The following is a 26615-nucleotide window of genomic DNA, read 5'->3' on the forward strand; positions in this document are numbered from 1 at the left end:
ACTCACATGGCGAATCCACCCACAAGCCGGGTGGTACGACTCTCGCGGAGAGATCTCGACTTGAGCCGGAACCCTCCACTAGCATTCGGGTCATGAGCGATGGGGGGACACCGGCTTCTGGCCAAAACCTCGCTGTAGTACCCGAGACGGTGCGCGAGGTCGGCAAATACGTCTACGAGCTGGCAGAGGCGCTGCGCACGGCATTGGACACTGCGGCGAAAGAGGTTACCTCTCTGACCGACGGGAGTTGGACCGGAGATGCGGCCGCGGAGTTCTCCGAGGGGTGGACCGAGGTCCGCGACGGAGGCACTCAGATCATGACCGCCCTGACCGGGATGGCGGAAAAATTGGGCGTCACCGCCGCTACCTACCAGGCCAGCGACGAGTCCCGTGCGGCCGTATTGGGCACCGCGAGTTCGAGTTTGGATCTGCCATGAGCTCAGAATTCACCGTCGACCTGGACCATCTGGACGACATCGTGGCGAAGCTGTCAGGGCTTGCCGGGTACATCGAGGAACACCTCGATGAGATCGATGACCGGGTAGCCACTTTGACCGGCACTGGCTGGGAAGGTGTCGCCGCCCAGGCCTACACCGAAGCCCACACCCAATGGGCCACCGGTGCAAGAGAATTCGTCGAAGGCGTGAAGGACATGAGCGACGCCGCCAAAGCCGCGCATGCCCGCTACACGACTGCGGTCGACACCAATTACAAAATGTTCAACCAGGGGTAAGAGCATGGGTGTACTGGTCATCAACTGGCAGACCTACTACGACGCCGCCACGAAATGCCACGCCCTCGCAGCCGACCTGCGCACCGCGGACAAACCGGTCCACGACGCCCTCAAAGGTGAATGCGCGGGCATGGCCGGTGACACGGCGGGCTGCGAGCAATGGGGCAAAGAGTACGACCGCGCAACACTGGAAACCTTGCAGACCTGCACGAACCTCGCCGACGCACTGACGAACTTCGGGTACATGCTCTCGGCCGCCGGATACAACTGGGCGCTGGCCAACAAATCCAACCCGATGCCCGACCGGCCCAACGTGACGGCGATGACCGAACACAAGTTGTCGTTTCCGACCTCGGTGGGCAGGAACGGCGACGGCATCACCGAGGGCAATAACAGCGTGCCCGGCTTCTACGACGCGCTGGTCGGAAAGATCCAGGACGAGTTCGGCAGCAAGCTACCCAACGGCCACAAAGACAACCTCGCCAAAGCCACCTCGGTCTGGGAAACCTTCGCCGGACACGCCACCATCAAAGGCGCCGCCGGCCGGATCACCGAGATCAGCAACCTATTCAGCGACATCCAGGACAAGAAGGGCCTCGAACCCCTCCTCGGAAACCTCACCACACTCAATGGCGGCGCCACCCAACTCGCCTCCGCGTCCCTCAACATAGCCGCACCCGTCAAGGCCTACAGCGACGGCACGTCCGAGGTCCGGGACAAGTTCAAAGACGCGGTCACCAACGCTTTGATCGCGGCGGGCGCGACTGTTGCGATCGGAATCGCAGCGACCTGGATCACCGCCGCCCTCAGCGACGTCGCCGCCGGAGTCGGTGTCGTTGCCATCGCCGGCAACACGGCTAGGGTCCTCAAGACCACTTACGACGCAAGCAAACTAATCAAAATCATTGGCGTCGCGGCAGCAGCGGCGGGCGGCACTGCCGCCGCCATCACCGCATTCAAAGACGTCAACATCACCGAAAAAGTTCTGAGCCTTGCTGTGATCATCACCGCGAAGGTGCTTCTCAACGCCGATGACTCAGAGGACATCAACACAGACAGCAGTGGCGCGTTCACCACTGCTTCGCTGACCACCAAAGTCAATAAGATCGCGAGCCACTACGGTGTTCCCGCCCAGGAAGTGAGAGAGGCAATCCACAAAATCAAGGCGCAAGGAGCATGGCGCGGGGATGGCGCCAACAAGAACCCCGATGTCGTCGTCGACCTCGATACAGGCGAGGTCTATGTAAAGCTTCCCGGCGGCGAGGTGTCCGAGGACAGCCTCGGAAACATTCTCGACGAGTTGGGCGACTGACATGGACAAGAATCTCGACTCGGAAATCCGAGAGTACGAGGACCGGTGGGTCCTCCGACCAATGCGGGGCAGCCGCATCATACGGACGACCTGGCGGCCCGACCTGGTCGAATTTGAGACGGACACACCATTCCGGATAGCTGTCGGGTACGAATCCGAGATGGCGCCACGCTCTGTCGCCGAACACGCGCCTGAACGCCACACGATCAGCCACTGGCCCAGAACCGAAGTCGAGCGGAACGTATCTGCCCCGATTCTCTCGCCGGTATTTTTCAAGTCGGGCGGCATGCGGATCGGATTCGGCAACGGATGGAAGCTCTTTGTCTCCGACCGGCACCCCGAGGTGTCGGCCACCATATTCTTCGGTGACACCCTGATGTGGAGCCGCTCCGGACTGGCCAGCCCGGCAGAATTTCCCGTGGTCACGCTCGACCCGTGGACGGGCCAGCGGATCGAGGCACCTCCGTGGCCGTCACGCCCCCCCGAGCTCGAAATCGACAGCGGCTCGGACGACATCAACGGCTGATCAGGGCCTCGATCAGGCTGGTCTTGCGGGTGCCGGGAGGGCCACACAAATAGATCTGGGACGCATTTCGGCGGGCACGCGGGCCTGCACCCTCCACATTGGGCAGCCCAGCCAGCTTGCGCGGATGGTGGTGGCCGTGGAGGCGTTGGCGCGGACGGCGTTGGTTCGCTCGGCGTGCCCGGCCGCGACCAGTGGCGACCAGCTCGACCGCGATGTGGCGGGGGCCGTATTCGGTTTCGGGGTTATCGACAGGACGCGGGCAACCATGCGGCGCAGTGACCTGTAAGCCATTACTCAAACGGGCACTCGTATCAGGTGCCGGTGCAGCGGTGGGTGTGGTCATCTCTTCTCAGAAAGAATGGTTTTCGGTGGCCCGTGCGGTCTGGATAGTGGCATACGTTCGACGCGGTGGCTATTCGGATTCGGTGGGGCGATTTCCCCGGCGTTCCCATCGACGTCAGATCCGCACCGCGCCGGAATTCCACTCAATACGCGAACCTTTTCCGATCAATTTCCGAAAACGACCGGCAGGCTCGCGCCGGAGTTAGCAAGCAAGAATCAAAATTGCGTCCACGACCACGCCAGGGGCAGCCACGCAGAAAGATCAATAAGAGAATTAGAAACAATAGGGAGAAGAGGATGGAGAGAAAGGCAACCGGGAAGTGGTCGGGACTCGCACCCGCGGCCACGTCGAGGCCTGGCTGCCCCGCCGCGCGGCCCCCGTGTACTTGTTAATCCCCTCATCGAGGGAACCCTGAGCGAAACAGTCCAGGCGAATCCGGAGGTCTACCAGGAGTTTTGCGGCCTTGCTCCTGGGACGTTCAGAACGCCCCGGCGGGGCGCCACCGGCCGCCCCACCGCACACCCCGCCCGGCGACCACAAGGGTTTCGGGCACCTTCCAGACCAGTAGACTCGTCGCGAATCGCCAAATTTTCATCCGCAATGACGCTGCCCCGAAAATTGGTTACAGCACGAATGATTCATATGTTTCCGACGACATTCAAATATTGAACGGCGCACGGTCGGCACCATCCTCCACCGGCACCATGTGCCCATGCGCCGCCGCGGCCTGTCTCCCGACCAAGTCGAGACCGCCGTCCACCTCTACCAGCTCGGATGGTCCCTCACCCGCGTCGGACAGCATCTCGGCGTAGCCCACACCACCATCCTGACCGCACTCCGCCAACACGGAACACCGACCCGAGACACTCACGGAAGAGCTCGGTAGCGGGCGCATGACCGTGCCCTCCATCCGAGTAACAGCACTGGGCTAGCCTCGGCCCGCAGTTTCCTCGAAACAACCTTGATGCGCTTGCTGTAGCACTCGCTCGCGGCTGGTACTGGATAGGACGCCTACCGAAACCTACAGTGGCAGTGTCGAATCCGTCGTCTTTTGGGAGTGCCCCATGCCTCGCGATCTGAGTGACCTGGCCGTCGGCGAGCGGTGGGCCTACCGGCAAAAGCAGACGGACCCGGTTACATGCGTCGAAGTAGTTCGCCTCGGCACCACCAAACCTGCGCGAGTACAGATCAAATTCGTCGATGACGCGTTTGAAGGCCGACAGGAATGGGTTCCACCAGCCCGGCTCAAGGTCCCGCGGGCTGGTGTGGATGCGTGGCAGCGTCGGCAAAGCCAATGGTCGGCGGTGTATTCCGCGTCGGAGCTTTCCGAGAGGGAGGAGGACGCGTGGCACATGGTGTTCGACAACCTGCGCGGTGTCTCTCTGGTCAAGGAACTCGACTACCACGCCTCCGGCGTCCTGAGCATCTCGAACCTCGACGTCCTCGTCACCGATCTCGAACTGGACCGCAACGCCGTGATCGATGACGACTTGGCCTTCATCGACGAGGAAGGACGTTGGGTCCTGCCATGGCGGCTGTCCGAGACGATCATGCGTCGAATCGCGGAGAAGCACGCCGACATACTGCTAGCCGAGCTCGATGCTGACGAACAACGAGATCAACGGGAAAGTCGCTACGGGTACCAAAGCGGAAAGTACTGGATATCTCCCGAAATCTGCGCCGAAACACGCCAGAGATGGGTTCCCGTCCGTGACCTCGTCCGGCAGTGGTGCGGCGCCGAGGCCCGTGACCGACATGACGAACTCATCGCGCTGCGCGCCGAGGTGCTCCGCCTCGGCACGCTCATAGAGCGTGCGATCACCGCCCTCCGCCGTGCCAAAAGCGCCGACGCGGATGCCATTGAGAAGGAACTGGGTATCCCGCTAGAGACCCTCCGGCAAGCCCGGCAGCAGGAGACCCCTGGCTAGTCCCCGTGTATTTCTGCATGTGCCGAGGTAGATAGGGTTGCAGGTCGTCGAGATTCGGTTCCTTCTCGGCAGGAGCCACCGCGCCTTGCACCATCGGGTCGATGCGGTCTGCATAGTCACGACACCACTTCAACCACGCGTCTGTCCCCGTGGCATCCTGGCCGGCCGTCGAGCTGTTCTCGCATGCGTCGCAGAACTCGCGAATCATCGCGGCCTTCTCCCAATCGCCGAGTTGGGCGTCCAGCGCCGCGATCCTCCGATCTTCTCGAAAGCGGCTGGTTGCGCGTTCCATGGCAGCTTCCCGTTGGCGTTCTTGCTCCTTCCTATCTCGTTCGGCAGCGGCTCGGCGCTCACGTTCCGCTGCGACCCGATCATCGATCTTCGCCAGCATCGCCGGAATCTTGTCTTCGATGGTCCAGCGCTTACGATCTGCCCACTTGTGGTTGCTCCAGCGCGAACTGAACAGTGAAACCACCAGCCGCCCATTGGGCACCATCCGGGATTCGGCCTGAACCCGTTGCCAGGCATACGTTTTCCGCCCCGACAACTCGCCTGGAGACGGCAGGACGTCACGTTTCTCGATCTCTTCGGCAACCGTCAGACGATACTCGAGACCCTCCACCTCGATCCGGATCCCGTTCTTAGCACCCTCTGCCCACTGCACGACGCATCCGCGATTGGTGCATTCGGTTAGGAACACGTGGAGGAACCGCAACACACGCGGAACCAACGGCGCCGATACCTCAAACGCACCGTTCGGGTCCTTCAGGTCGACCAGCAAGGTATGCCACTCCTCGATGCTGTCCGGCACTTCGGCGGCAGGGGCCGGGCCGGCTGCCGCCGCGGTATTGAAGTGCACCCCCTTCACCAGCATGATCCGCAGATCGCCGCCATACATGCGTTGCTTCTCGAGACGATGCCCGTCCGGAACCATCTTGTGCCGCTTGGCGAAGTCCACGGTCCTCCGCCACCGCGCGACCTCCGATTCGTCAGGCTGGTGGACCACCAACTGCTCATTCGCTACCAACTCTTCGATCAGGTCCCGCGCGGCCGTCCGTCGCTCCAGCGATATGCGCGCCGTCGCATCCGGCGGCGCGCGGCGTGCCGTTACGGATGGTTTGTCATCCGGTGTCGGCGATTTCGCCGTGGTCGTCTCGAAAGCGGCTGGCGGACTGCCCTTCGCGCTGCGGGCGGCCGAACGGGTTGTTTGCTGCCGTAAGGGTCTTCTAGTCCCGTGACCGTCGGGGTAGCGGCCGTACTGCAGGTAGTGCCGGCCAGCCTCGGTGATTTCGGCCCGCCAGATCCCCTTCTTCTTCGACACCACAACCAAGCCACGCCATTCGAGCGCATTCGCCGTCAACTTGTAAGCGCTGCCTGTGATTACGCCATCCGGACACCCCGTGTCCACCCACCGAAGAACTTCCAGTTGATTGCGATTGATCGGATCGGTACGGGTCGCCATGGAGTTACAACCTTCCATGGAGTCAGCCATAAACGGACCGTTTTGACATGGCCTGACGGGACGAGGGATTGCCTCGGTCGACACCCACCTAGCCGGGCGCTCGCACCGGTCGGATCAAACTGATCTGTGGGCGATGGATGCACGCACCACACAGCCGGACGTCGGGTACGGCGATGCCGCCCCGAGCCGGTGGCTGTTCCCGGACGGTTTGACCCCTTCGGTTACATGGACGAGCTGGATAATCGGCAAACTGAATGATGAACGTGAATTGGTCAAGCGAAGTCTGCGTGACGGAATCCAGATCGCTGTGAAAGCGACCGAGGCAGGCAAGCGGGTCCGCGGGACTGCCCTGGCTTCGGTTGACTCAGATCCGGGGCAGTCCCCAGCGTGGGGCTGATCTTGGTGTCGACGAGTGCGGTGACGTCGGCGTGTAGCGAAGCGGCGAACGTACCCCGCGCAGGACATGTGAGGTGTTGTCGAGTTGATCGGCGCTCCTAGTCACACCGAGCCTGGCCTACATGACGTCAGAGATGCCTTCGCCGCCAAGGACGATCGTTCCACCGGTCTGTAGGACATTCTGTTCAGCTAGTGGAGCTGAGAGCAGTCGGTTAACAGGCAAGCCCAGAAGTTGAGGATCCAGCCCGCTGCCGTGCACAGCGTTGCAGACCGCCTGTAGTGCCGAGAGCGAAAGGGGCTGCTGCACGATTGGGCGACAGCCAAAGAGCGGACATCGTTGCCGTCCTTGTGGTGCGTGACGAGGATGGCCGTATGACAACTTCGAACAACGCCGCTACTCGATGGGGCGAGCTTCACATGCATGGCGTCCGTCGTGACCCGCCCGATGCCGAGACGATCGCGACGGTACTCATCGAACTCGCACGACAGCAGACGGCCGACCGCCCCGGTGCCTATGACGATCCAGCGGCGATCAACGACAAGAGTTCACCGCTACCGCCGATGTCCGCCGACCGGCTTCCGCCACGGCGGGCACGTCGACTGGATCAGGACCAAGTTCGGGTCCTGATCCAGGGCTATATTGCGGGCGCGACGACATATGAGCTGGGAGACAGGTTCGGTATCGATCGCCGAACCGTCGGCGCGATCCTCCATCGGCACAACATTCCGATGCGGCGGCGTGGCCTATCCCCCGGACAAGTTGACGAAGCAATCGACCTTTACAACCGAGGCTGGTCCCTCGTCCGAGTCGCCCGAGACCTCGCCGTTGATCCGGTCACTGTGCTAAAACGGCTGCGCGAACGCGGCGTCCGTACCCGCGACACCCACCGACGAGCCCGGTCCTGATGTCCACAGAATCGCAAGCAGACCCACACACTCAGTCAGCCAGCCGAACACCAACGACTCCTGACCCGATCAACACCAGGCGAAAGCAAGACACCCTGCAGGAATAGAACATGAAAAAGAGCCACTGAACAGGGAAAACCCGCAGAAGAGCGGGCCCTACATCCATGAGGGACTCGATACAAAGTCCCAGATCAATGCCACTATCGAACCAAAAAGTGGAGCTAAGGGGACTCGAACCCCTGACCCCCACACTGCCAGTGTGGTGCGCTACCAGCTGCGCCATAGCCCCGAGTGGTTGCTGTCAGGTTTGCCTGACTGCCTGAACGAAGTTACACCACTGGCGTGTCGGCAACCAAATCGCCTCGATTCGGGGGGTAGCGGAGGGGGTCGTTCGAACGTAGACTCGAACATATGTTCGATCGCGATGATCTCTCATCAGTGGACTTCGGGACCATGAGTGACGAGGGGCTGATCGAAGCCCTACGGGCGGCGCACGGACGGGCTGCGGTGGCGCAGGCCGCCGAGGTGTTCGCGGTGCGGGAGCTGTATCGGCGGCATCGGGCCGAGAGTGCGGAGCCGGGGCCCGACGGGGTGCGGGCCGGGGAGTTCGCGGCCAGTGAGGCGGCGGTGGCGTTGCAGATCGATGAAGGGACGGCGGGGGCACTGATCGATATCGGTCTGGCGCTGGAGGATTCGTTGCCGCGGACGCGGGCGGCGTTCGCGGCGGGGCGGATAGATCTGGCGAAGGTTCGGGTGATCGTGGATAACACCCGGGCGGTGGCCAGGGAGGTGTTGGACGTGCTGGAGCCGCGACTGCTCGAGGCGGCGGGGCGGAACAATGCGGTGCGGTTGCGACAGGCGGCGCGGCGGTGGGCGGCCCGGCTGGATCCCGGTGGGGTGCAGCGGCGGCGCGAGTTGCGACAGGATGAGCGGGACGTGCGGCTGCGCGCGGTACAGGACAGTATGGCGGTGTTCGACGGGTTGCTACCCGCGCCCGGGGCGCAGACCGTGGCGATGCGCTTGCGGGAGATGAGCATGCAGGTGTGCGCGTCGGATCCGCGCAGCATGCCGCAGCGGCGGGCCGACGCGTTGGTGGCGCTGGCGGATGGGTCGGGTCGGCTGCGATGCCATTGCGAGCGTGGTGAGCGCTGTCCGAAGTTCGGGGTGCCGATCGCGCGGCCGCGCAGACCGTTGATCCAAATCGGGATTCCCGCCGATACCCTGCTCGGCATACAGGACGCACCCGCCTTTCTGGCCGGCTACGGACCGATCGATGCGGCACTCGCCCGGCTGCTCGCCGAACACGCACGATTCCAAGTGATTCCGGAAGACTCCGCCGCCGAGGACGAGCCGGCCGCCGCGGAGGAGGAGGCAGCGCAATGGCGGCCGCCGCCGCGACTGGCCCGTGAGGTACGGGCGGTAGACGGGATGTGCCGCTTCCCTGGCTGCGTGATGCCCGCCGCGGAATCCGAACTGGACCACAATCGCCCCTTCGACCAGCAGCGGCCCGACCGCGGCGGGCGCACCATCCGCACCGATCTGGCCGTGCTCTGCTCGCGCCACCATCGCCTGAAGACTTTGGCGGACGACGAAAGCCTCCCCTGGCGCACTTGGCGGGCCGACCTCGATCGCCTCCAGTGGACCGCGCCGACCGGCGACATCCACACCACGGTCCGCGAAGGCGCCCGCTACCTGTTCCCGCGCACCGACACCGACGCACCCGTCGCCCCCTACACCGGCCAGCACCGAGCCGAACCCACCGACGCGCCCACCGCGGAATTCCCGATCACCGATCGCCGCATCGCCGCAGACATCGCCTATCCCCTCGATGGCTATATCGTCGTACACGGTCAGCTCCGCCGTATCCGACCGGAGGACGAGATCCCCGATGACGAACCCCGAGCTACGCAGACGCCCGGCCGCTAACCGTCCGGCGACGATCAGCCGCAGTAAGCACGAGGCACATCGCCGTTCTCGACGGCCGCATCGTCGTGGGCGGCGAGCTGCGCCAGATCCGACCGGAAGGTGAGTTCCTGCGGATGAAAACGCAGCCAACCCCGCGCCGAGTCGCGATTCTGCCTCCGGTTGCACGGAAGAGGGCAGTGCACAATCGACCCACTCGATAACAACTTCACCATCCGTAACCGGCCGAACCGGGATCCGAGCTGCACCGGAACCGGACATTCGTCCCAGGATTCGAGGGTTAAACGCGATCCGGATCACCATTTCGTTGTGATCCCGAACACATAACGTAACTATCACAGAGCGTAGTAGATATACATTTTTACGCATTCGAACTGGGTGAATGTCTATATTTCAGTACGAAGCTCGAGACAATTCATGCGTTATCTCAACGTGATCTGTCGCGAATTCTTCGCTACCGTCGTCGGCAGCCCTGATCAACGAGACGGGCTCGAACTCGAACCGCCGAACGCCGGTAACCCTGCCCCGCGGTTCTGAGGATCCCCGACATCACTGGGGGCAGGGACACGACGGAACCCCGTCGGAGCCGAGCGGGCGCAGCCAGGAATTCCACATGACTCAGAACCGCAAGTTCACCCGTGCCCTCGGTATCGCCGCCGTCGCCGGCGCCATCGCCGCTGTTCCGTTCGGCCTCTCCACCGCCACCGCGTCGGCCTCCGGCCACAACTGGGACGCCGTCGCACAGTGCGAGAGCAGCGGCAACTGGGGCGCCTCGACCGGCAACGGCTTCTCCGGCGGCCTGCAGTTCACGCAGAGCACCTGGGCCGCCAACGGCGGCTCGGGCGACCCGAGCAACGCCAGCCGTGACGAGCAGATCCGCGTCGCGGAGAACGTGCTCGCCACCCAGGGCCCGGGCGCCTGGCCCGTGTGCGGCGCTTACCTGTAAGCCGAGATCCACCGAACGGGGTCCGTGCCATCGGCACGGACCCCGTTGTCGTCGGCGATCATCTCCCGACCGAATACCTCCGAATCGACATCGCCGGAATTGTTCCCAGCAACCACCCCGATAAACGGGCGCAATTTTTCCCACGGATGCCCGCCAACTGCTCGCCGCGCACTAGGATCGAAACATACTCCGCGACGGCGGGATTCACGGTTCCAGCGCGCGACCATCCACTCGTGACGTCAACCATCAGTCTCACTCACCGGTACCGTCCATTTCAATTGCGCAATCAATCGTTCTCCTGGTTCCGAAACACCTGCGGACAGTGATCAATCTCACTAGCCTGTTTCCACCCGGCAACTCGTCCTGTACCGCAGACGGTTCAGGCCAGTTACGAAATGCCGTGGCTAGAAAGGCATCTCGACCATGAGCTCGACTCAGACCGCAGCCCCGCCGACCCTGCTCACCGGGCTGTGGCAGCGCAAGCTACCGCACTATCCCGATACTCCCGCCCGCTCCTGGTACTTGGCCGTCGTGGTCATCGCCTCGATCGCGCTCTATTACCAATTGTTCGTCACCGGCGCGGTGGGCAATGAACTCATCGCCTACTTCGACCTGTCCTTCACGTACTTCGTGTGGATCTTCATCATCGGCGCCGCCTTCGGTGCGGTCGCCTCGGTGCTGGCGGGTGTGCTCGATCGCTGGGGACGGGCGAATATCGTCGCCTACGGCGTGGTGATCTGCTCGCTGCTGACCCTGTTCGCGGTGCCCGCGACGACCACCAGGGAGCAGTACCTGTTCGTGTACATCCTGGTGAGCATCGTCGAGGGCGCGGTGCTGGTGGCGACACCGGCATTGATCCGCGACTTCTCCCCGCAACTGGACCGGGCATCGGCGATGGGCTTCTGGACGCTCGGGCCGGTCATCGGCGCGCTGGTCACCACGCAGATCTCCACGCGTACGCTCGACGCGCATCCGGACTGGCAGTACCACTACCGGCTGTGCGGTGTGATCAGCCTCGTCATCGCGGTGATCGCGGTGATCGGGCTGCGCGAGCTGAGTCCGCAGCTGCGCGATCAGATCATGGTGACGCTGCGCGACCGGGCGCTGATCGAGGCGCGCGCCCGCGGCCTGGACGTCAAGGAGCTCGAGCAGGGTGTGTGGCGACAGATGTTGCGCCCCAATATCATCGGCTCGGCGTTGGCGATCAGCCTGTTCCTCGCCTTCTTCTACACCATCGTGTCGTTCCTACCGGTCTATATGGCGACGAACTTCGGCTTCAGTCCGGCCAAGGCCAACGCACTGGGCAACTGGTACTGGACCGCGAACGCGGTCGCCCTGGTACTGGCCGGGATCGTGTCGGACAAACTCAAGGTGCGCAAGCCGTTCATGGTCGTCGGTGCGCTCATCAGCATTGTCGGCATGTATCTGTTCATCGGCTACACCGATCAACCGGATACCGACTACTACACGTTCGCAGCCATTTTCGTGGTGATCGCGGTCGGCACCGGTATCGCCTACTCGACCTGGATGGCGAGTTTCACCGAGACAGTCGAGGCGCGTAATCCGGCCGCGACCGCGGTGGGTCTCGCGGTCTGGGGTGGCACGCTGCGCGGCATCGTCACCATCGTATTGTTCGGATTGCTGATCGTGGTGAACGCGGCCGGTCCGCTGGTCAACTACGGACCGCGGCTATCGGAGATCGCGCACAAGTACGCCCAGCAACTGACGACCATCCAGACGGTCGGCACGGAAACCCTTGCGGCACTGCAGAAGAACCCCAATGATCAGGTCGCACAAGTCACCGCGCTGACAAAACTGACCGGCGCCTCCCCCGCCGATATCCAGGCCACCGTCGGCCTCAACACTCGCTACCCGCAGGAGCTGGCGACGCTGCAGGCCATCGATTCGGCCACCCTGGCCGCGCTGACCGCCAACCCCGCCGATGCGAACGCGGGCCTGGCGGCGGTCGGACAGGTCGCCAAGAAGTTCGGGATACCGGTGGATCAGGCGATCGCTCGCTTGCAGGCCGTCCAACAGATTCCGGCCGCCGACCTCGCGGTGGCGGCAACCGTCGGACCCAAGCTGGCGCAGGCCACTACCCAGTTGCAGTCGGTCGGCACCATTCCGGCCGACGATCAGGCCTATCTGGCCGCACACGCCAAGGAAGTGCAGCAGGCGCAGGCCGATTCGCCGAAGCAGTGGGAGCGCTGGTGGTGGATCTGCCTGGCCGCGCAGATCGTCTTCCTGCCGTTCATCTTCCTGATGGCCGGGCACTGGAGCCCGAAGAAGGCAGCCGCGGACGCCAATGCGCATGACGAACTCGTCGAGCGCGAACTCGCCGCGATCGTGAACGAGAAGCCGGAGCCCGAGCCGGTCGATTAGGAATGTCGGGTCGGGCGGGGTGCCGCCCGACCCGATCCGATCACTTGGTGAGGTCGACGACCCAGTCCTGGTTGTTCACATCAATCTTGGTCTTACCGTCGAAGACGGCAGGCGTGGCGACCTCGCCGTTCGCGTCGGTCAGCGCAGCGCGTGCCATCTGGGCGTGGATCTTCGCCCCGTCCAATTTCGCGCCGCCGCTGATGCACTGCACCGCCTCCAGCGACGCGCCGGCCTCCTTGGCGACATTGGCCAGATCCTCGTTGCTGAGGTCCGCGCCACCTTCCTTCGGCTGCTTGGACGTGAAGAGCAGGGTGTGGAACTTCGAGTAGACCGGACCCGAACCGGTCGCCGCGACACACTCGTTCGCGGCGACCGCACGGGTCGAGTAGTCCTTGCTCTTCGACTTGGTATCCAGGAATGTCACCAGGTGATAGCGCACGGCGAGTTTGCCCTCGTCCATCTTCTGCGCGATCTCCTGACCATAGATCCGCTCCAGCGCGCCGCAGGACGGGCACAGCGGGTCCTCATAGACGTCGATGGTCTTCGGCGCATCGGGGTGGCCGACCAGAATCGTCCCGTTGTTCTGGTCCAGCACCGCGTGCACGTCCGAATTCCGCACCGACCCGTACCCGTCATTGCGGATCGAAGTATCGTCGCGCCCCCACCGAAACGCGAGGATCACGATCAACACGACCAGCGCGAGCGCCACGCCCCCCAGCGCATACGTGGTCTTGCTGGACATCGGTCGCGGAGTGTAGTTCGAACGCGATTCGCTCACCCCGCACACTCTGCCCCAACGCACCCCGGGTCCCCTCCCCAACCCCCTCCCTCGCGCTGCGCGGTCCTGACCATGACCACCATGCGCTGATGCAGGTACACGTCGACATTTGCCTGCACCAGCGCATGGTGATCGAACGTCCAACTGCCAGGCCTGGGCGCAGACGTGGGGCTCAGGGGCGAGACGCGTACTGGTCGCCCGTCGCGTCGGCGTCGTATGGAGCATCGTCGGTGACCTTGTCGACCAATAGATGCTCGGCTCCATCAGGGCCGCAGATGTGGTCTGGTGGACAGTCCGCGACCGTGTCGATCGGTTCCGCAGCCACGGTCGCGGCCCGCTTGCGCAGTGGTTCTGGGACGACCGCCCAGACGACGGCGGCGACAGCGAGCAGTGCGCCCGTCAGCGCGAGCGCCACCCCGTAGGAGAAGTGTTGGGCCACAGCGCCTACCGCGACCGGTCCGATGACGGTGCCGAGATCGGCGGCCATCTGGAAGCCCGCGAGTACCGGCCCACCGCGCGCCTTCGGCCCGATCACATCGGCAACGGATGCCTGCTGCGCGGGGGTGAACATGCCCGAGCCGAGACCGGCGACGAACGAGGTCGCCAGCAACCACGGCAGATTCGACGCGATACCGAGTCCGGCGGTGCCGACCGCGCAGATCAGGGATCCGGCGATCAGGAACGGCTTGCGCCCGAACCGGTCCGAGTACCTGCCCGAAGCGAACAGCACCGCCACATTGCCCGCCGCGAACACCGTCAGCGTCACACCGGCCATACCGGGTTTCTGATGCAGCACCTCGACGACCAGCAGCGGCACCAAAGCCATCCGCACACCGAATACCGCCGCGCCGTTGGCGAAGTTCGACAGCAGCACCGCCCGATACTCCGGCCGGTCCAGCCCCTCCCGGAACGACATCAGCCGCAGCCCACCGACCGGCTCCGGCGCGGCCAGCCGCGAATTCCGCAGGCTCACATAGACAACCGCACTCGCCAGCAGCAACGCCGCCGCGTAGATCAGGAACGGCGCCCGCAACCCCAGTCCGGCGAGCACACCGCCGACCAGCGGCCCGCTGACCGATCCGATCAGAAAGCTCGTCGACCAGAGCCCGGACACCCGACCGCGCTGCCCGGGCGGTGACATCCGGATCACCAGCGCCAACGACGACACGGTGAACATGGTCGACCCGACACCGCCGGCCGACCGCAAAACCAGCAGCTGCCAATAACTCTGCGCGAACGCACTCGCGCCCGTCGACACCGCGACGATCAGCAATCCACCGAGATATACCGACCGCTCCCCCAGCCGCTGGACCAATCGACCGCTCACCGGCGCGAACAGCAGCCGCATCAAGGCGAAAGCACTGACGATCGCCGACGCGGCGGCAACACCGACCCCGAAACCGCGGGCGAACTGCGGCAGTACCGGCGCCACCAGACCGAACCCGACGGCGATGACGAACGAAGCCCCGACCAGAACCCAGATCTCGACCGGCAGCGCATTCGACCGTCCCCCGCCCGAGCCTGCCCCCCAAGAAACAACCACGGTCGATCTATCACTCACCGGACAGCGCCTGCCCCACCATCTCCTCGGCGGCGGCCTGCACCTGTGTCAGATGCTCGGGCCCTTGGAACGACTCCGCGTAGATCTTGTATTTGTCCTCGGTCCCCGAGGGCCGCGCCGCGAACCACGCATTCTCGGTGGTGACCTTCAAACCGCCCAACGGCGCACCATTGCCGCGCGCCCGGGTGAGCACCGCCGTGACCGGCTCACCGGCGATCTCCTTCGTGCTGATCATGTCCGGTGTCAACCTCCCGAGCAGCACTTTCTGTTCCGGAGTCGCGGCGGCGTCGATGCGCGCATAGGCCGGGGAGCCGTAGCGCTTCTCGAGTTCGACGTAGCGCGCCGACGGACTCTGCCCGGTGACCGCGGCGATCTCGGTGGCCAGCAGCGCGAGCAGAATCCCGTCCTTATCGGTGGTCCACACGGTGCCGTCCATCCGCAGGAAGGACGCGCCCGCGCTCTCCTCACCACCGAAAGCCAGACTGCCACTGAACAATCCGGGCACGAAGAACTTGAACCCGACCGGCACCTCGTACACATCGCGCCCGAGCACGCCGACCACCCGGTCGATCATCGACGAACTCACCGCCGTCTTACCGATCTTGGTCAGCGCATCCCAGCCCATCCGATTCGCGACGAGATACTCGATGGCGACCGCGAGGAAGTGGTTCGGATTCATCAGCCCGCCATCGGGGGTGACGATGCCGTGCCGGTCCGCGTCGGCGTCATTGCCGGTGGAAATGTCGTAATCGTCCTTGATCGCGATGAGCGAAGCCATCGCATACCGCGAGGACGGATCCATCCGGATCTTGCCGTCCGAATCCAGGGTCATGAACCGCCAGGTCGGATCGACGAACGGGTTGACCACCTCGAGCTCGAGGTCGTAGCGCTGCCCGATCTCCTCCCAGTAGTCGACGCTGGCCCCGCCCATCGGATCGGCGCCGAGCCGGATCCCGGCGCCGCGAATAGCGTCCAGGTTCAACACATTCGGCAGATCGGCGATGTAGTGGTCGAGGTAGTCGTAGCGCTCGACGCCGGTCTCCAGCGCGTGCCGCAGCGTGGTCCGCCGCACACCGGCAAGCCCGCCGCGCAACAGTTCGTTGGCGCGGTTGGCGATGGCGTCGGTCGCCTTGGTATCGGCCGGACCACCGTGCGGCGGATTGTATTTGAAGCCGCCGTCGCGCGGCGGATTGTGCGAGGGCGTGACGACGATGCCATCGGCCTGATGCCGGGTGCCGCCCCGATTGTGGCGCAGCACCGCATGACTCAGCGCGGGCGTCGGAGTGTAGCGATCACGGGCGTCGATCACCGCGGTCACGTCATTGGCGGCGAGCACCTCCAGCGCGGTGGTCCACGCGGGCTCCGAGAGCGCGTGGGTATCGCGCGCCAGATAGATCGGGCCGGTAATCCCGCGCGTGGCACGGTATTCCACGATCGACTGGGTGATGGCCAGAATATGCGCCTCGTTGAACGCGCTGTCCAGACTCGAACCCCGATGTCCCGAGGTGCCGAAGGCCACCTGCTGCGCTGGATCCGCCGGATCCGGTATGCGGCTGTAGTAGGCCGTCACCAGATGCGCGATGTCCTCCAGGTCGGTGGGACGCGCGGATCGCCCGGCTCGATCATGGGCCATGCTCGGGTCTCCCTTCCGGGTCGGCTGCGCCCGGCTCGTCATCAAAATCATGTCCACAACCACTGGGTCGTGGCCGCGGCGACGAACACCGCGGTCAGGCTGGTCACGACGCTGAGCACGACATTGCCCGCCGCATAGGCGTAGGCGCCCTCGGCGACGAGCCTGATCGTCTCGTAGCCGAAGGTGCTGAATGTGGTAAGCGCACCACACAAGCCCGTTCCCGCGACGGCGAACAACCAGTTGTTCGCGCCAGCGCCGATCAGTCCACCGAGCAACGCCGAACCGACAATATTAACGGTCATGGTGCCCAACGGCAGCAGAGATCCGAATCGCGCGGCAACCGCACGGTCGATGAGGTACCGCGCGGGCGCGCCGAGCATGCCGCCGACCACGACGAGTAGGGCGATCATCGGCCCACCCCCGCGGTCGGATGCCAGATCTCGACCTCGGACAACGCGACGTGCACCGCGGCGAGCACCTCGGCATTCTGCTCGACGAAGGCGCGCAGCCGCTCGGCTTCGTCGACGATCATCACCAGCACGGGTAGGTGTTCGGCGAGATCGAGGATGCGGCTGGTGTGGATGCGCGAGGACGCGCCGTAGCCCTCCACGCCGCGCCACACGCTGGCACCGGCCAGTCCGGTGTCGCGGGCACGCTGCACGATCTCGTGGTATAGGGGCCCGTGCCGCCACTTGTCGTCCTCGTCGAGCAGCACCGTCAGCCGCGCGGCCGGTTGCCACTGGCCCGCCGCGGGTCCACCGGCCGCCGCCGACATGATTCGCTCGCCGCGATCGCTCACCGCCTAACCCCCTTCCGTCGTGCTCCACTGTTCAACTCGTCGGTCGTGCCGTTCCGGTAGCCCACCGCGTCACGCTCATTCCGAGCACGACCGCCCCCAAAGCCACTACCACCGTCCCCCCGAGATAGCCGAGCGCCTCGACCACGGCACCCGATTGGAGCAGTCTACGAACCTCGAGGCTGTAGGTGGAAAAAGTGGTGAAGCCGCCGAGCAGGCCGATGCCGAGAAACGGGCGCAGCAGTCTGTGGGCTACCCATACTTCGGTGATCAGAACCATCAGAATTCCGATCGCAAAGCATCCCACGACGTTGATCACGAACGTCGACCAGGGGACCTGATGCGGTTGCGACGGCCACCACCAGCCGATGGCGTAGCGCAGCAGCGAACCGAGACCACCGCCGAGAGAGATCACCACGAGCACCAACGGCTCGACGGCAGGGGTGGCTCGCTGACCCATGCACTGACCTCCTGCCGAGCCGAAATGCCGCCAGCGCAATGCTAACGGTCACACCCGGCCGCAGAGATATCCGGGACAGCGCGCACTACGAACAGCGCCGTTCACTGACATGGCGGCCCATCCCACGTACGAATGCCTGGAAGGTTTGGCCGGGAGTTCCCACCTCACCCCTACGGACTCGGGTCGGGAGCGATATGGCGGCACGACGGGCAGTACCCAACGCGCCTCGGCACCGGGCGGAACCCCGCCGAACCGGGCGTCAGCAACTGTTCGGCAGAGCTACTGCCGAAAGCGCGGTCATCGAACACAGCCGAGCCGTCGAAGCGCATACGACGAAGTCGTATGTCTCGACGGCTCGACCGCTAGCGACTGCTTGCAGGTCGCTCGAAAGGGTCAGCGAGACCGAGGGGCCGCGAACACGCCGCGGCCCCTCGGCCAAAACACAGTCAGTGCACGATCACCGGCTCGCCCTCGGACGGGGCCGGAACCGTATTCGGCATCAGGAACGCGGTGATCACCGCACCGGCCACGAAAATCGCGGTGGCCCACCAGAAGCTGGTCGTGTAGCTCTCGATCTGGGCCTGTGCCACGGCCAGCGGACCCGGCGTATGCGATGACAGGTAGTCGGTCGCGGCCGAGGCGGCGATGGTGCTCAGCAGCGCTGTGCCGATCGAACCGCCGACCTGCTGGCTGGTGTTGATCATTGCCGAGGCGACACCCGCGTCCTCGTGGTGCACACCGGCCGTCGCGCCCTGGAAGGCGGTCGACATCGCACCACCGAGGCCGAGACCCATCAGGATCAGCGCGGGCAGGATATGCGTCACATAGCCGCTGTCCAGGCCGATCTGGGTCAGCCAGGCCATGCCGAGCGCGGCAACCAGGAAGCCACCGCTGACCACGATCTTCGGACCGACCTTCGGCAGCAGCAGCGAGGGCACCGTGGTCGAGGACACGACCATGCCCGCCACCATCGGCAGGAACGCCAGACCGGTCTTGATCGGCGAGTAGCCCATGCTCAGCTGCATGTAGTAGGTGAGGAACAGGAAGATCGCGAACATCCCGATGCCCATGACGAACACCGTCAGGAACGAACCACCGCGAGTGCGGTCCAGCACGATGCGCAGCGGCAGCAGCGGATTCGCGACCCGGGTCTCGATGAATACGAACACCGCGAGCAGCACCGCGCCACCGATCAGGAAGCCGAGGGTGACCGGGTTGGTCCAGCTGGTCGACTCGGCGTGCGAGAAGCCATAGACGATGCCGAACAGCGCGGCCGTCACCACCAGGGTGCCCGGAATATCCAGCTTGGGCCGCTCGGTGACAACATGCTTGGCCAGCAACAGCACCGCGCCGACCAGCGCGACCGCGGCGAAGCCGAGGTTCACGAACATCACCCAGCGCCACGACGCCCATTCGGTGAGCATGCCGCCGAGCAGCAGGCCGATGGCGCCACCGGCACCCGCGACCGCACCGAAGATGCCGAAGGCCTTGGCCCGCTCGGACGGTTCGGTGAAGGTGACGGTCAGTAGCGACAGCGCGGCGGGCGCCAGCAGTGCGCCGAACACACCCTGTCCGACTCGGGCCGCGACCAACATTTCGAAGCTGGTGGCCGCACCACCGATGGCGGAGGCAACGGCGAAACCGACCAGGCCGATAATGAAGGTGTTGCGCCGGCCGAACAGGTCACTGAGTCGGCCACCGAGCAGCAGCAGGCTGCCGAAGGCCAGGGCGTAACCGGTGACGACCCACTGCCGGTCGCCGTCGCTGAAACCGAGGTCGAGTTGCGCTGCGGGCAGCGCGATATTCACGACGGTCGCGTCGAGCACGACCATGAGCTGGGCTACGCCGAGGACGGCGAGCACCCACCAGCGCAAGGCATGTGAGCCGCGACGGCTCGAGTCAGCTTTCTCGGGGGCGGGTGCCCCACGGTCCAACGTGGTAGTCATTTGTCCCCTTTGTCTCGAGTCTTGATGCGGAGGAACCATCTCCGCTTATCGCGTTAAGCTAACACAATAACGGAGACAATGCCTCCGCTTAATCCCGCTTATTGCTAGGATGTGCCTGTGAATCACGCCACTACCGTGCCTCCACCTCGGCGCCTGCGCGCCGACGCTGCCCGCAATCAGCAGCGCATCGTCGAGGCAGCCCGCCAGCTCTTCGCCGATCACGGACTCGAGATCACCCTCGACGATGTGGCCGAACGCGCCGGTGTCGGCGTCGGCACCGTCTACCGGCGCTTCGCCAACAAGAGGGAATTGATCGCCGAGGTCTTCGAACAGAACGTCGGCGAGTTCGCCGTCGCCGCGGAGGCCGCCGCCAAGCATCCCGACCCCTGGCTGGGCTTGGTCCAGATCTTCGAGTACGCCTGCACCCATCTGGCTACCAATCGGGGCTTCAGTGAGGTCATGCTCGAGCTGGAGGAAGATCTGCAGCGCTTCGCCGAGCTGCGCGACCGGATCAAGCCTACGGTCGCCGCGGTCATCGATCGCGCGCGGGACGCGGGCGCACTGCAGCCCGATATCGCACCGTCGGATTTCTTCGCGCTGATCCACATGGTCGACGCGATCGCCGACTTCTCCAAGCCGGTCAATCCCAATACCTGGCAGCGGTATATGGCCATCGCGCTCAACGGCGTACGCAGCGACAACACGCCGCGCCGACCACTGCCGGCACCCCCCTTGACCGATGTCGAAGTGGAACAGGCCAAGTCCGTCGTCTGCACGGGCCGCAAGCGCTAGCGCAAAAATCGGACATATCTAGCAAGTCACTGAGCCGTCCCTTACAGTTGGACGTATGACCAACTCGTGGGGGAACTGGGCCGGGGATCAGCAGTGCGCACCGGCCACTATCGCAGCCCCTCACAGCACTGAAGAACTGGCCGAAATCATCGGCCACGCAGCCACCACGGGACAGACAGTACGCGTCGCCGGAGCGGGTCACTCCTTCACCGATGCCGTCCTCACCGACGGTGTCCTGCTGAATCTCACGAATCTGAACCGCATCCTCAATGTGGACCGGGAGACCGGCCGCGCCCGAGTCGAGGCGGGCATCACCCTCAATGCCGCCAGCAACGCACTGCATCCGCTCGGCCTGACCTTCCCCAATCTCGGCGATATCGACGTGCAGACCATCGCGGGCGCGACCGCTACCGCCACCCACGGCACCGGCGCCACCTTGCCGAACCTCTCGGCCGCATTGCACTCCATCGAACTGGTGCTCGCCGACGGCAGCCGGGTCGAAGTGAATGAACAGACAGATCCGGAGGGCTGGCGCGCGGCGCGGGTCAGCGTCGGCGCGCTCGGCGTCGTCAGCGCGGTCACCCTGCAGTTGGTGCCGTCGTTCGTGCTCGAGGGGATCGAGCGGCCGATTCCGGTCGAGGATGTCCTCGGCGATCTGGATTCCTATGTCGACGGCAATGAGCACTTCGAGTTCTATATGTTCGGGCACAGTTCGTTGGCGATGACCAAGCGCAACAACGCCGTCGACCTGCCGGAGCAACCGCGCGGTAAGGCCGCCGACTGGTTCGCCGACATTCTGATGTCCAACTACGCCTTCGATGCGCTGTGCCGACTCGGCAAACGGCGGCCGGGGCTGGCACCCTGGATCCACCGCGGCGCGGCGTACGCGGGCAGCTACCGCCGTCAGGTCGACCGGTCCTATCGAGTCTTCGCCTCGCCCCGGCTGATTCGGTTCACCGAGATGGAGTACGCGATCCCGCGCGAGCGTTCGGCGGCCGCGATCCGCGAGATCAAGGAACTGTCGACCCGATTCGATACGCTGATGCCGATCGAGGTGCGCTGGGTCGCCCCCGATGACGCGTTCCTCTCCCCCGCCGGCGGCCGCGACACCTGCTACATCGCGGTGCACCAGTATCGCGGCATGGACTTCGAACCGTATTTCCGCGCCTGCGAAGCGGTTTTCGACAAGTACAACGGCCGCCCGCACTGGGGTAAGCGCCACTTCCAGACCGCGGAGACGCTGCGTCCGCGCTATCCGGAGTGGGAGCGCTTCGCCGAGGTCCGCCGCCGCTTCGACCCGAAGGGTCGCTTCACCAACGCCTACATTGAGCGAGTACTCGGTAGCGTTTGATCTGCCGCTCCGCGGTGGTCCGGACGGGTCGTCAGGTAGCCAATATCTCGGTTACCAGCTTTGGGATGGTGGTGCCGATGGGTTCGCGGATGACCTCGGTGGCGATGCCGTCGTAAGGGGTCGGCTCGGCATTGACGATGACCAGGTCGGCGCCGCCGTCGACGGCGATGGCGCACATCGACGCGGCGGGTTCCACCTGCAACGAGGAACCGATGGCCAGGAAGATATCGCTGGCCTCGGCGGTCAGCGCGGCCTTGGTCACGGTGCGGCGGTCCATCTGCTGGCCGAACATGATGGTCGCGGACTTCAGGATGCCGCCGCACGCCGGGCACGGCGGATCCGCCTCACCCGCGGCGACACGCGCCAGGGTGGCGGCCATGGTCGTCTCGTAATCGCAACCGATGCAGACGACTTCGAACATATTGCCGTGGATCTCGATGACCCGGCTCGGCGAGGATCCGGCGCGCTGGTGCAACCGGTCGATGTTCTGGGTGATGATCGTGATCGTGCGTCCCGCACGTTCCAGGTCGGCGAGCGCGGCGTGCGCGGCATTCGGTTCGGCTCGCCAGGCCGGGTTGTCGCGCCGGGCCAGCCAGGACCGTTGCCGAAGCTCCGGGTCGGTGAGGTAGGCGTCATAGGTCGACAGCAGTTCGGCGATGGGATCTTTCGTCCATACCCCGCGCGGGCCGCGGAAGTCGGGAATGCCGGAATCGGTGGAGATGCCCGCGCCGGTGAGCACACCGATCCGCCCGTCACGCTTGCGCCAGTCGGTCGTCACATCGAACCAGCCTAGGACGCGGGGCCCTGGGCGACCAGGGGCCGCGGCGGCAGTTCAGGGCGGACGAATCGATGAGAGATTGCTATGCTAAATCTCTCATGCTCTTGGATGGGATGATCAAAGGAGATCGCAATGACCGCCGCAGCACCCGACACCAGCTCGCGGACCGCACCGCAGCGCCGCCCGTTCGGGCCGGGCACGCGCATGTGGGATGAGACCGGACTGATCACCTTCTCCCTGACGGCCGGGTCGGCGTTCCTGCTGCAGACGATGGAGCCCACCATCTCCGCCGTCGTCGACGAGCATTCAACCTTCCGGACCGATCCGCTCGGGCGCGCAGTGCGCAGCGTCGGTTCAGTGATGATGTGGATCTATGGCGGCGACGAGGCGATCGCCGAAGCGGATCGACTGCGCAAGATGCACACCACCCTCAACACCACGACCGCCGATGGCGTCCGACACCAGGCGCTATCGTCCGGACCGTGGGCCTGGGTGCTGCACACCGGCACCTTCGCCTTCACCATGAACTCCGAGTACTTCGCCCGCCGTCCGCTCACCGCGGCCGAGAAGGAGGCGTACTACCAGGAGACGGTGCAGCTCATGCGCAATTTCTCGGTGGCGCCCAAGGAGATTCCGGCCGACTACACCGCATTCGAGAAGTTCTTCACCGACATGGTGGAGAACCATTTGCAGGACACCGGCACCGCACACGACTATCTGCGGGTGATCCGGTCGATCGCGCCGCCCGCACAGCTGCCGCGTGCGCTGCGGCCGGTGTGGAAGCGCGCGGTCGCGCCGGTCGGGTGGCTGCAGTATTTCGTGACGGTCGGCACCACTCCCGAGGTCGCACGCCGCAAGCTGGGGCTGACCTGGTCGGCGTCCGATGAGCGGAAGCTGAAGGCAGTGGGCTGGTTCATCGCTCGCGCGGTGCCGCTGCTGCCCGAACGGGTGCGCTACTTCCCGATCGCGTACGAGGCGCGTCGGCTCGAGCGTGATCGCGCACGGCTGCGCAAAGTCATCGATCTGCGTCCTATGTGAGTTGTCCGGGCCGCGACGAGCGTCGGCCTGTCATCGTCAACGGCCCGCGGTTGCCGGTTCGGCACCGCGGGCATCGCTGTGTCCAGGCGAAATACCGATTTCCTGACCGACCGGTTTCTTCTTGGTCCATATCCCGCGCGCGGCAACAACTCTCGGACGACGACCCGCGCGCGGACCTCGAGATGCGTTGGCGGACAGCGTCGGCCCCCTCGTCGAGAAACACATTCGACCCGCCCTGGTATACGTATCACGCACACACTACGACGCCGATCACCCGTGCACCATTGCCCGACTATTCCGACATAGCACCCAGCATCGCTCCGATTTGCACCAGCCTGAAAGGTATTCCCGCACATGGCTCACAAGCCCAGCGTGCTGTTCGTCTGTGTCCACAATGCGGGCCGGTCGCAGATGGCCGCCGGATTCCTCGGCACGCTCGCCGGTGACCGCATCGAGGTCCACTCCGCGGGCAGCGCACCCGCCGATAAGCTCAACCCGGCCGCGGTCGCGGTGATGGCCGAACTCGATATCGACATCTCCGACCAGACGCCGAAACTCCTGACCATCGACGCGGTCGCGATGTCCGACGTGGTCGTCACCATCGGGTGCGGCGATGTCTGCCCGTTCTTCCCCGGCATCAGCTACCGCGACTGGATGCTGCCCGATCCGACCGGCGAGGACATCGCCATCGTGCGCTCGATCCGCGACCGGATCCGCATCCTGGTGGAGAACCTCATCGGCGAACTGATTCCGGCGACCGCGAGCTGAGCGCGCTGTCCGATTTGTTCAAGACGCGTGCCGCGGTGGTGCATACGCTGCGGATATGACTCCACAACTCAACGTCATCGGCATCGTTGTCACCGATATGGCCGCCTCGCTCGCCTTCTACCGACGGCTGGGGCTCAAGTTCCCGGAGGGCGCGCAGAGCGAGGGGCACAACGAGGCCGCGTTGTCCGGCGGCATGCGCGTCACGCTGGACACCGAAGCGGTGATCAAGTCCTTCCACGCCGATTGGCAGCAGCCGACCAGCACGGGCCGGATCGGGCTCGCATTCCAGTGTGCGGACCCCGCCGAGGTCGACGCGGTCTACAACGAACTCGTCGAGGCCGGTTACCACGGCGAACTGAAGCCGTGGGATGCCTTCTGGGGCCAGCGCTACGCCTCGATCCAGGACCCGGACGGTAACGGCGTCGATTTGTACGCGCCGCTGCCCGGTTGAGCGACCGCATACCAGTCGCCCTGACGCTATGAGCGGGCCAGCAACTCGCTCAACGGCATGCCTGCCAGTTCACGCACATCGCGCGCGAGATGGGCTTGATCGGCGAACCCGGTGCGAAACGCGGTGTCCGCCAGTGGCACTCCGCTGCGGGCCACCGCGAGCGCCCGCTGCAGCCGCAGGATCCGCGCCAACGTCTTTGGCCCGTACCCGAAGGCCGCGAGCGAGCGCCGATGCAGCACCCGCGCCCCCAGCCCCGCGGCTTCGGCGGTCGCCGCCACCGACCATCCGGCCGACAATGCGTCCACGATCCGCCGCAATACCGGATCCGGCGGGTCGGTGTCGTATGCGCGTCGCATCGCGATCACCTCGAGCGCGGCCAGCGGATCCTCGGCGGCGCCGACTTGTTCCGCGAGCCGACGAACCGTCGCCGATGGCCACAGATCCGCCAACTCGACCCGGGCATCGCGCAATTCGTGCGCGGGCACCCCCAGCAGCGCGGGCGCGCTCCCCGGCGCGAACCGAATCCCCGCCCACCGGGTCTCCGCCCGGCCCTCGGCCATATACGCCCGAGTGTCCGGCCCGGCGACCAGCAACCTGCCGTCGTGCCACAACAGATCCATACAGCCATCCGGCAGCACCGGCAGCGCCTTTTCCCCGGTGGCGTTGGTGTTCGTCCACACAACGGCACCCGGAAGCCGCGACCGCCGCTCCCGATAGCCCGCCGCCACCTGCGCGCCACTCACGAATCCGAGGCTACGCCCGCTGATTCGACGTTCGCCGTTGACGGTTTGCCTCAATCACTGAATCACCCCGAATCAGTGCGGGGTGATACCGCGCGGGATGACCCGGATCACCGGATTATCGCCCGCGGCGATCTTCGACTCCGGATCCTTGCATCCGACGGTGACCTCGGCGCCCGCCGCCGAGGAAAAGGTCCACAGCGTCATCCACTCTTTCCCGTCGATTGTTTCCTGTTTCGTCGCATTGGTCGACCGCAGATCTTCGTTGCGGCCGGTGCTGTCGGTCACCGTGCACCGCAGGCTCGTGGTCGCGTTGCCCCAATCGACGGGTACCTTGATATCCATTACGGCGTCGGCGGGAATGGGCACTTTCTTGGTGTCCCCCAGTGGAATCCGCATCCCGCTACCCGGCTGCTCGTGTTCGGCCGCATCGGGCGTAGCGCTCGTCGAACGCGATTCGGCAGCGGCCGATGTCGATGCGGCGGTAGTGGATTTGTCTTCGGTACACCCTGCTACGGCAACGGCGAGCAACGCCGGAACCGCCATCCAGATCAGTTTCACAGGTCAACCTCTCTTCGCGTCGAACAGAGCGTGACTACAACTTCCAGATGCAGGCAGACTACATGGCACGAAAATCGGCAATTTGTTCGCAAATAAGAGGACTCG

The 26615-nt window shown here is 64.8% G+C and carries 27 protein-coding genes and 1 tRNA gene; 15 read left to right on the top strand and 13 right to left on the bottom strand.

The window, feature by feature from the left end; all coding sequences use genetic code 11:
* Window positions 1–92: 92 nt before the first annotated feature.
* From OG874_RS26075 to OG874_RS26095, 5 genes are all read left to right on the top strand, one after another.
* Window positions 93–437 (top strand): type VII secretion target, encoded by a 345-nt coding sequence (locus tag OG874_RS26075; RefSeq protein ID WP_330249771.1) that lies wholly within the window; start codon window positions 93–95, stop codon window positions 435–437.
* Window positions 434–733, top strand: coding sequence for a WXG100 family type VII secretion target (locus tag OG874_RS26080; protein ID WP_330249772.1), 300 nt, complete (start codon window positions 434–436; stop codon window positions 731–733). Before OG874_RS26075 ends, OG874_RS26080 begins: the two co-directional genes overlap by 4 nt.
* A gap of 4 nt (window positions 734–737) precedes the next feature.
* Window positions 738–2045, top strand: coding sequence for a hypothetical protein (locus OG874_RS26085; protein WP_330249773.1), 1308 nt, complete (start codon window positions 738–740; stop codon window positions 2043–2045).
* 1 nt (window position 2046) lies between these two features.
* Window positions 2047–2571 (top strand): hypothetical protein, encoded by a 525-nt coding sequence (locus OG874_RS26090; protein WP_330249774.1) that lies wholly within the window; start codon window positions 2047–2049, stop codon window positions 2569–2571.
* A 124-nt stretch (window positions 2572–2695) separates the two neighbouring features.
* Window positions 2696–2857 (top strand): hypothetical protein, encoded by a 162-nt coding sequence (locus tag OG874_RS26095; RefSeq protein ID WP_330249775.1) that lies wholly within the window; start codon window positions 2696–2698, stop codon window positions 2855–2857.
* A gap of 715 nt (window positions 2858–3572) precedes the next feature.
* On the opposite strand, the gene OG874_RS26100 is transcribed toward OG874_RS26095, so the two are convergent.
* Complete coding sequence (locus tag OG874_RS26100; RefSeq protein WP_330249776.1) at window positions 3573–3731, bottom strand: hypothetical protein; 159 nt, start codon at window positions 3729–3731, stop codon at window positions 3573–3575.
* Window positions 3732–4179: 448 nt separating this feature from the next.
* Here OG874_RS26100 and OG874_RS26105 point away from each other — a divergent pair, with 448 nt between their 5' ends.
* A complete protein-coding gene (locus tag OG874_RS26105) occupies window positions 4180–4842 on the top strand; it encodes a hypothetical protein (RefSeq protein ID WP_330249777.1) in 663 nt (220 codons plus the stop codon).
* On the opposite strand, the gene OG874_RS26110 is transcribed toward OG874_RS26105, so the two are convergent.
* Window positions 4733–6304, bottom strand: a complete 1572-nt coding sequence (locus OG874_RS26110; protein ID WP_330249778.1) for a hypothetical protein — start codon at window positions 6302–6304, stop codon at window positions 4733–4735. The genes OG874_RS26105 and OG874_RS26110 overlap by 110 nt on opposite strands.
* A gap of 768 nt (window positions 6305–7072) precedes the next feature.
* Here OG874_RS26110 and OG874_RS26115 point away from each other — a divergent pair.
* Entirely contained in the window at window positions 7073–7606 is a 534-nt protein-coding gene (locus tag OG874_RS26115) for a hypothetical protein (RefSeq protein ID WP_330249779.1), read from the top strand.
* A 216-nt stretch (window positions 7607–7822) separates the two neighbouring features.
* On the opposite strand, the gene OG874_RS26120 is transcribed toward OG874_RS26115, so the two are convergent.
* Window positions 7823–7895 (bottom strand) — tRNA-Ala (locus OG874_RS26120).
* Between the two features lie 122 nt (window positions 7896–8017).
* On the opposite strand from OG874_RS26120, the gene OG874_RS26125 reads away from it, so the two are divergent.
* The 3 genes from OG874_RS26125 (at window position 8018) to OG874_RS26135 (ending at window position 12857) form a co-directional block, all read left to right on the top strand.
* The gene (locus OG874_RS26125; protein ID WP_330249780.1) at window positions 8018–9532 is read left to right on the top strand and encodes an HNH endonuclease signature motif containing protein; all 1515 of its coding nucleotides are present in this window, start codon (window positions 8018–8020) and stop codon (window positions 9530–9532) included.
* A 610-nt stretch (window positions 9533–10142) separates the two neighbouring features.
* A complete protein-coding gene (locus tag OG874_RS26130) occupies window positions 10143–10475 on the top strand; it encodes a transglycosylase family protein (protein WP_330249781.1) in 333 nt (110 codons plus the stop codon).
* Between the two features lie 423 nt (window positions 10476–10898).
* Window positions 10899–12857: an MFS transporter gene (locus tag OG874_RS26135; RefSeq protein WP_330249782.1), complete on the top strand. Its 1959-nt coding sequence runs from the start codon at window positions 10899–10901 to the stop codon at window positions 12855–12857.
* 40 nt (window positions 12858–12897) lie between these two features.
* Here OG874_RS26135 and OG874_RS26140 read toward each other — a convergent pair whose 3' ends face one another.
* From OG874_RS26140 to OG874_RS26170, 7 genes are all read right to left on the bottom strand, one after another.
* Entirely contained in the window at window positions 12898–13599 is a 702-nt protein-coding gene (locus tag OG874_RS26140; RefSeq protein WP_330249783.1) for a DsbA family protein, read from the bottom strand.
* A 208-nt stretch (window positions 13600–13807) separates the two neighbouring features.
* Window positions 13808–15196, bottom strand: a complete 1389-nt coding sequence (locus OG874_RS26145) for an MFS transporter (protein WP_442943105.1) — start codon at window positions 15194–15196, stop codon at window positions 13808–13810.
* Window positions 15189–16829, bottom strand: coding sequence for a phosphoglucomutase (alpha-D-glucose-1,6-bisphosphate-dependent) (gene pgm, locus OG874_RS26150; protein WP_330249784.1), 1641 nt, complete (start codon window positions 16827–16829; stop codon window positions 15189–15191). Before pgm ends, OG874_RS26145 begins: the two co-directional genes overlap by 8 nt.
* Window positions 16830–16876: 47 nt before the next feature.
* Complete coding sequence (locus OG874_RS26155) at window positions 16877–17239, bottom strand: fluoride efflux transporter FluC (protein ID WP_330249785.1); 363 nt, start codon at window positions 17237–17239, stop codon at window positions 16877–16879.
* The gene (locus OG874_RS26160; protein ID WP_330249786.1) at window positions 17236–17628 is read right to left on the bottom strand and encodes a DUF190 domain-containing protein; all 393 of its coding nucleotides are present in this window, start codon (window positions 17626–17628) and stop codon (window positions 17236–17238) included. Before OG874_RS26160 ends, OG874_RS26155 begins: the two co-directional genes overlap by 4 nt.
* Window positions 17629–17659: 31 nt before the next feature.
* Window positions 17660–18085 carry a fluoride efflux transporter CrcB gene (gene crcB / locus OG874_RS26165; RefSeq protein WP_330249787.1) on the bottom strand — a complete coding sequence of 142 codons (426 nt, stop codon included), beginning with the start codon at window positions 18083–18085 and terminating at the stop codon, window positions 17660–17662.
* Between the two features lie 446 nt (window positions 18086–18531).
* Window positions 18532–20031, bottom strand: a complete 1500-nt coding sequence (locus tag OG874_RS26170; RefSeq protein ID WP_330249788.1) for an MFS transporter — start codon at window positions 20029–20031, stop codon at window positions 18532–18534.
* 117 nt (window positions 20032–20148) lie between these two features.
* Here OG874_RS26170 and OG874_RS26175 point away from each other — a divergent pair, with 117 nt between their 5' ends.
* Entirely contained in the window at window positions 20149–20823 is a 675-nt protein-coding gene (locus OG874_RS26175; protein WP_330249789.1) for a TetR/AcrR family transcriptional regulator, read from the top strand.
* 55 nt (window positions 20824–20878) lie between these two features.
* On the top strand, window positions 20879–22174 hold the full coding sequence (locus OG874_RS26180) for a D-arabinono-1,4-lactone oxidase (protein WP_330249790.1): 1296 nt from the start codon (window positions 20879–20881) through the stop codon (window positions 22172–22174).
* A 31-nt stretch (window positions 22175–22205) separates the two neighbouring features.
* Here the strand turns inward: OG874_RS26180 and OG874_RS26185 are convergent, their stop codons facing one another.
* On the bottom strand, window positions 22206–22952 hold the full coding sequence (locus tag OG874_RS26185; protein WP_330249791.1) for an SIR2 family NAD-dependent protein deacylase: 747 nt from the start codon (window positions 22950–22952) through the stop codon (window positions 22206–22208).
* Window positions 22953–23084: 132 nt separating this feature from the next.
* On the opposite strand from OG874_RS26185, the gene OG874_RS26190 reads away from it, so the two are divergent.
* The 3 genes from OG874_RS26190 (at window position 23085) to OG874_RS26200 (ending at window position 25209) form a co-directional block, all read left to right on the top strand.
* On the top strand, window positions 23085–23990 hold the full coding sequence (locus OG874_RS26190; RefSeq protein ID WP_330249792.1) for an oxygenase MpaB family protein: 906 nt from the start codon (window positions 23085–23087) through the stop codon (window positions 23988–23990).
* Window positions 23991–24344: 354 nt separating this feature from the next.
* Window positions 24345–24758, top strand: a complete 414-nt coding sequence (locus OG874_RS26195) for an arsenate reductase ArsC (protein WP_330249793.1) — start codon at window positions 24345–24347, stop codon at window positions 24756–24758.
* Window positions 24759–24813: 55 nt separating this feature from the next.
* Window positions 24814–25209, top strand: a complete 396-nt coding sequence (locus tag OG874_RS26200) for a VOC family protein (protein ID WP_330249794.1) — start codon at window positions 24814–24816, stop codon at window positions 25207–25209.
* Window positions 25210–25235: 26 nt separating this feature from the next.
* Here OG874_RS26200 and OG874_RS26205 read toward each other — a convergent pair whose 3' ends face one another.
* Both OG874_RS26205 and OG874_RS26210 read right to left on the bottom strand, forming a co-directional pair.
* Entirely contained in the window at window positions 25236–25952 is a 717-nt protein-coding gene (locus OG874_RS26205; protein ID WP_330249795.1) for a helix-turn-helix transcriptional regulator, read from the bottom strand.
* 72 nt (window positions 25953–26024) lie between these two features.
* The gene (locus OG874_RS26210) at window positions 26025–26510 is read right to left on the bottom strand and encodes a hypothetical protein (protein WP_330249796.1); all 486 of its coding nucleotides are present in this window, start codon (window positions 26508–26510) and stop codon (window positions 26025–26027) included.
* Window positions 26511–26615: the final 105 nt, after the last annotated feature.

The organism is Nocardia sp. NBC_00565 (genome assembly GCF_036345915.1).
Taxonomy (GTDB): domain Bacteria; phylum Actinomycetota; class Actinomycetes; order Mycobacteriales; family Mycobacteriaceae; genus Nocardia.